Below are 5,976 nucleotides of genomic sequence, written 5' to 3'. Positions count from 1 at the left end.
ATTGGATTAGATTTTATAAATTTCTGAATCTGCTCCCTGATAACTGGATCGGCAATATTTGGAATGTCACGTTCGGAAAGAGATTCCAGAGGAGCGCGAGTTACCCATTTATCCCGAAAAACATTGAGATGCTTATATTTCTTCTGTATTAGTGTTTTTGCTTTTCTAAACCCTTCCTTCTGAACCAAAATAGCAATATCTTCTTGTATTTTTTTGGGTACAATGCGATTTATTTCTTTTTCTTCAAGATCCTCAGGAGCGATTTGTTCCACATAAGAATGTTTTGCAAGAGCGGTTTCGGCATAAAGTTTTCCTTCTTTTCCATGATCCTGTTTATATGAAACAATTATAGATTTTAGCTTTCCTTCAATATCACTTCTTTTTATCGGACATGGTGGAGCTTTTATTTCATTATAGCCTCTGCTACTATTAATTCTTGCAGCTTCGGCTATCAGATGGCGGTTACACAACCCTATAACCATAGCATCTAAAGCATGGTGGCGATGATCGCTTCTGTTCTTAAACCATGTATCATGCCCCCTATTTAGTAGAGTATTGAAACCCCATAATGCCCTCAATATTGCCGTGAGCTTTCCCGTGCTTACCCATATTTTATCTTTGTCACATATCACGGATAAATAATCCTTGCTTGCCTTTGAAATATAATGAGTGTCCATTATCTGTCTTTCAATAAACCCCTCCCTTTCATTAAATCTTTTCATTGCGTCAGGATAGAATTTCCACTTTTTATTTGATGGTAATCTATCCGCTCTTTCAATAATTTGATCCCAGTCAAACCCTTTTGGGCTTTTCCCAAACGCTTCATAAGGTCCCATGTTTTTCTTAATCTGATTGCACGATCTATGCGCCACCGTTAAGTTGTCTATTGAATTAAGCATTGTTCTTGAATAAGGAAGTATATGATCAATTTCCACATTACCAGAAAATAACTCTTTTTTTGCTGATATTGTTTTTCCACAGTACGGACATTGCCTCACAAGCCCATCTTTCCCAAGTTCTTCCCATAATTTATATTTTTTAATATCTTCACTTCCTATCTTTATCAAGCCAAGCTTATTCAATTCTTCTTTAATTCTTTCCTTTTCTTTCTGGTTTTTTGTTATTTTACTATTATATTCTTCTTTTTTCGTTCTCCCCCATTTTAATTCACGCGCCAATTCCAGAATAATTTCATCTGGTTTACCATAACGGCGGATTAGAACATTTGTTAATTTTCTTAATTGGTTCAGGGCAATGTGTACAGTAGGATTTGTAATACGGCCATATATTATTTCATCAATATTCATATTTTTATTAATATCCTTATAATTTTCTCCTTTCCCGCCACTTACAAGATTTTTAAGTACTATACCGTAATATGGAAGTTTCTTTTTAATATCTTGCTTTTCTTTCATAGAATGATCAAACCCCATCTTCTTTACCGCTTCGTCATAACGAATCCATTCTTTTATCATTATTTCAGAACATTCAATCATAAAACGCGATGAAAGCATCGTTACCCCGACCGCCATATTATAACCTGATATTTTTTTTATTTTTTCTTCTGTCAATCCAAAAGATTTTAAGAAATTATAAATAATTTTTTCATCATTTTCTGTCATCAATTTTTCTATGATTTCATCTTGTTTTTTTATTTCTAGTTTATCCCATTCTTCCCCAAAATATTCAGGCTTTCTTAAATCTACCGATGTTTCATTACCTTTAAGTTCTTTTCTTCTTTCGTCTTCTAAATTAAAATTCCCCGTATAATTCGCTCCAAACATCTTTCTTACTTTATTAAATGTAAGCGATTTTTGTGAATTAAGTCCATCAAATAATTTTATTTTTAATTCTACAGGTATTTCTTCTTCTCTTTTTTCCTCATTGTAATATTTAAGGTTGTTAATATCCTGTAAAATTCTAAAACGATGCGCCGAAGGGAAAGCCTTGAATCCTCTGTAATCGTCTTCATAAAACTGGCATTTACCTCTTTCCTGCGGTTTGAGCGGACGTTGAAAGAAAACAAGCCAATGTAGTCTGTCCCAGTTGATTTCTTTATAATGTTTTTCCTGTTTGTTTCTGATTGCGGCAAATTCAGTTTCATACATTTCCCGCGAAGGATAAAAAGAATATATAATTTTTGTTTTTTCTATTTTGGCTTTGAACCGAACTGAATTACCAGCTTCTCTTTGTTTACAGAGCCATTGTCCAAGAGTAAGACCTTTCAATTCTGTTTCTAATAATTGGATACCACCCAACATTCCTTCTCGTTCCGCAGTATTTTCTGCCTGCTGTTCCTTGCGGCCTGATTTAAAACCACGGCGTACTGAAAACTGCATCATGATACGACCAAGTTCAAAAGGTTCCAGTTTCCGTTCAAGTGCGGCGGCACGTAGACTATAGGGATCAAGTTGGGCAATAGCTAGTTGTTCCTCTCGTTCTTTTGGCATAAGCCTATTATTGATAAGGAAATTCAACATTGCTCTTTTTCGACGAATTTTCCTGTCTCTTTGTCTCCGCATCTGCCTGGCATTTCGCCGAGCCTCATTAATAGGTGTTCCAGTTTTTGGTTCACGACCATCGTGGAAAATTCGTACTCCCATGTCAAGAATCTTTATATTTTCTTGGTTTTCTATATCCAAAGCCGTCCAACCGATTGAATTTGTGCCCATATCTAATGCTAAACGCCACATATTAGCCTCCAAAAATAATAATATATTACAAATTATTCAATTTAAAAGCAATTTAATCGATAATTTATCTTGACAAATATTATACCATAAAGCATAATAAACACATAGTTTATTCGAAAAATTGGTCGGTATGTTAACAAGACCCCCGAAAGGGTGTGTCACAAAATGACGCCGTATGGCGACAAAAAAGGAGGGTACGCCCTCCTTTTTTATTACTCTATGTGTGTGATAATTTTGAAAAAGACCTCTATAGTCAGCATATTGTGTTAAAACCGAATCAATTTCTAAGCGATGTAATTGATATTTCGCCATAAATGCCAAATTCGGAAGTAAAAACACGCCAAAAGCGGAAGTAAAACCTTGACAAATGCGGAAGTGCCAATTATAATCAAAATAGACCATGAAACAGAAATATCTGCCTAGAATAGCGGATAAAGTCCTGGATACGGCATTGAAGGCGACAGGAGCTGTGCTTATTGAGGGACCAAAATGGTGCGGAAAAACCAGGACTGCCGAAGAAAAAGCCGCCAGCGCTCTTTATATGCAAGACCCGGATCATACCGCCTCTTACCTGCAAGCGGCTGATGTTAAGCCTTCTCTGTTATTGGACGGAGATACTCCGCGCCTTATTGACGAATGGCAAATGGCTCCTGTACTTTGGGATGCGGTTCGGTTTGCGGTAGATCAACGTGGAGAAACTGGACAGTTCATTCTTACTGGTTCTGCCGTACCAAAAGATAATGTTATTCAGCATACAGGAACTGGTCGCATTTCACGGATGATAATGCGTCCCATGTCATTGTTTGAATCATTGGAATCGAACGGTCAGTTTTCCTTAAAATCTCTTTTTGACGGTACTGCTAAAGAAAGCGGCGTCCGTTCATCTTTGACTATCGAAAAATTGGCTTTTGCTTTGATCCGGGGCGGATGGCCTTCTTCTGTCTGGCAGTCGGCTTCTTTGGAAGCAGTTGAATCTGACGCTTCGGAGAAACTAGCGTTAAAGCAGGTATATGATTATGTGGATGCGGTAATTAATATTGACGTATCTCGTGTTGACGGCGTTGAAAAAAGCCCTACTCGTCTTCGCGCTTTAATGCGTTCATTGGCACGTAATGTTTCTACAACGGCAAGCATTACAACTATTCACAAGGATATCGCCGCAGACGAAGAAACCATTTCTGAAAAAACGATTTCTTCTTATATTAACGCTCTTCGCCGTATATTCGTAATAGAAGACTTGCTTGCATGGAATCCCGCTATGCGTTCTAAAACTACTTTACGAAATGCGTCCAAAAGACATTTTGTCGATCCTTCCATTGCCGCCGCCGTCCTTCGCGCTAATTCAGAAAATTTGTTACAGGATTTTAACACGTTTGGCTTGTTATTTGAGTCGTTGTGCGTCCGCGATTTGCGTATTTATGCCCAATCTATTGACGGTGATGTGTTTCATTACCGCGACAAAAGCGGGCTAGAAGCCGATGCTATTGTTCATCTGAAAGACGGAAGATGGGGTGCAATAGAAGTTAAAATGGGCGTAAAAGAAATAGAGAAGGCAGCCGAAAACTTAAAAATCCTGCGTGATAAAATAAATCTTGATAAAATGAAAGAGCCGTCTTTTCTTATGGTTTTAACCGCCACGGAATTGGGTTATCAACGGGACGATGGCGTGTATATTGTTCCAATCGGGTGCTTGCGGGATTAACAAGTTGATCATTCTAGGTAATTATCTTTAGTTTTTATCCTTTTTCAATATCCTAGCCCAACCGCCCAAAATCCGCTATAATATCCATGTGAGAGTAATAATTGTTGGAGCCGGTTTTACAGGGACTCAGCTTGCTCGTTATCTTATACATGAGAAGTATGACGTGTCTTTGATCGAATCAAACGAGGAGACGGCTAGGCATGCGTCTAATCGGTTGGATTGTTTGGTTTTGCATGACGAGGGGAATAGTCTTGAGTCTCTTGAGGAAGCGGGGATTGCGCAGGCGGATGCTTTGGTTTGCGTAACCGAGTCTGACGAAATTAATATGATTATTTGCGGGCTTGCGGCTTCTCGTTATCCTGATGTAATAAAAATTGCTAGAGTCAGAAATGATGATTATACAAAAATTACTTCTTCTGACCTTAGAGGGTCGGGGATTCTTGGGATAGATCGGTTTATTCATTCCGACATTGAAGCGGCAAAGGCTGTTTTAAACGCGATGTCGCATGGCGCTCAAGGGAATATTTTGCAGTTTCCGGGGACGCCTTATGAATTGGGGTCGGTAAATATTACCAAGGGTAGCGTCTTTGATGGGCTTTCGCTTTTGGATTTCCATTCCTTTGTCAGGGACGAAGGGCTTATCGCTTTGGTTGAACGGGGAAAAGAATGTTTCCTTCCTTCCGGTTCTACAATCCTAAGCCCCGGAGACTTGATTCATATTGTCGCAAGAGAAGAAGATATGGATCAGGTTTTTAATCTTGCGGGAAGAACCGAAACTCCTATCCATCGCATTGGTATTGTCGGCGGAGGGCGGTTGGGACAACTTATTGCCGAAGAACTTTTATCCAATTCTGATTTTTCTGATTCAAAGAAAACAAAAAAAGGCGATTTTAAATCTTTTATCAAGTCTTTTATTCTAAAAACCAAGCGTAGCGTGACATTTATCGAAAAGGATTATGATCTTTGTAAAAATTTGTCAGCTAAATTTCAGGACGCGCTTATTTTGAACGAGGATATTTCCGATGAAAGTTTTATCGCAGAAGAAAGACTAGGCGAGCTTGACCTTATCATTACTGTAACTGATAATCAAGACCTCAATATCATTGCGGCAATTTATTTAAAATCTTTGGGAGTTAGGCGGGCTATTGCCGCCGTTAAAAGTCCGGGGCATAAAACTATCGCGCATCAACTTGGAGTAGATGTGGCAATTCCGCTTAAATCTGTAGTAGTAGATTCAATACTGTCTCACCTGATGGGCAGCGGTATAAGCGATATTCATAACCTTGGAGACGGAAGCGTCAGCATTGTCAAAATAGAAATAGCGGAAGATTCTCCGGCGGTCGAAAAAACCATAAAAGAGTTTCATCTTCCGCAAAACGGGCTTTTAATGTTGGTGAACCGAGGCGAAACATCTTTTATTCCGCAGGGGGATTATGTTTACAAAGCCGGCGATAAGGTTGTCTTGATTGTCAAAAACGGCAATGAAGCGGAACTGGAAAAATATTTTGGTATGGCAAAATAAATTATGGTATCAAAAACAAAACATTTAACAATTATCAGGCTTCTTTGCATCATCATAGG

The 5,976-nt window shown here is 38.5% G+C and carries 3 protein-coding genes; 2 read left to right on the top strand and 1 reads right to left on the bottom strand.

Features of this window, described 5'->3' with window-relative positions; genetic code table 11:
• Window positions 1-2,693 (bottom strand): type II CRISPR RNA-guided endonuclease Cas9 (gene cas9 / locus ACYVTD_RS09215; protein ID WP_461247486.1); only part of this gene is annotated, 2,693 nt, incomplete at its 3' end.
• Between the two features lie 400 nt (window positions 2,694-3,093).
• Here cas9 and ACYVTD_RS09210 point away from each other — a divergent pair.
• Both ACYVTD_RS09210 and ACYVTD_RS09205 read left to right on the top strand, forming a co-directional pair.
• Window positions 3,094-4,395 (top strand): ATP-binding protein, encoded by a 1,302-nt coding sequence (locus ACYVTD_RS09210; RefSeq protein WP_461247485.1) that lies wholly within the window; start codon window positions 3,094-3,096, stop codon window positions 4,393-4,395.
• Between the two features lie 88 nt (window positions 4,396-4,483).
• Window positions 4,484-5,917, top strand: a complete 1,434-nt coding sequence (locus tag ACYVTD_RS09205) for an NAD-binding protein (protein WP_461247484.1) — start codon at window positions 4,484-4,486, stop codon at window positions 5,915-5,917.
• The last annotated feature ends 59 nt before the right edge of the window (window positions 5,918-5,976 follow it).

The organism is Treponema sp. R6D11 (genome assembly GCF_054786075.1).
The sequence above is the reverse complement of the archived record's forward strand: the minus strand, read 5'-3'. Positions and strand labels throughout refer to the sequence as shown.

Excerpts from the sequence above, each read along its gene's own strand:
- ACYVTD_RS09210 (WP_461247485.1), top strand. The coding sequence starts at position 3,094 with ATGAAACAGAAATATCTGCCTAGAATAGCGGATAAAGTCCTGGATACG.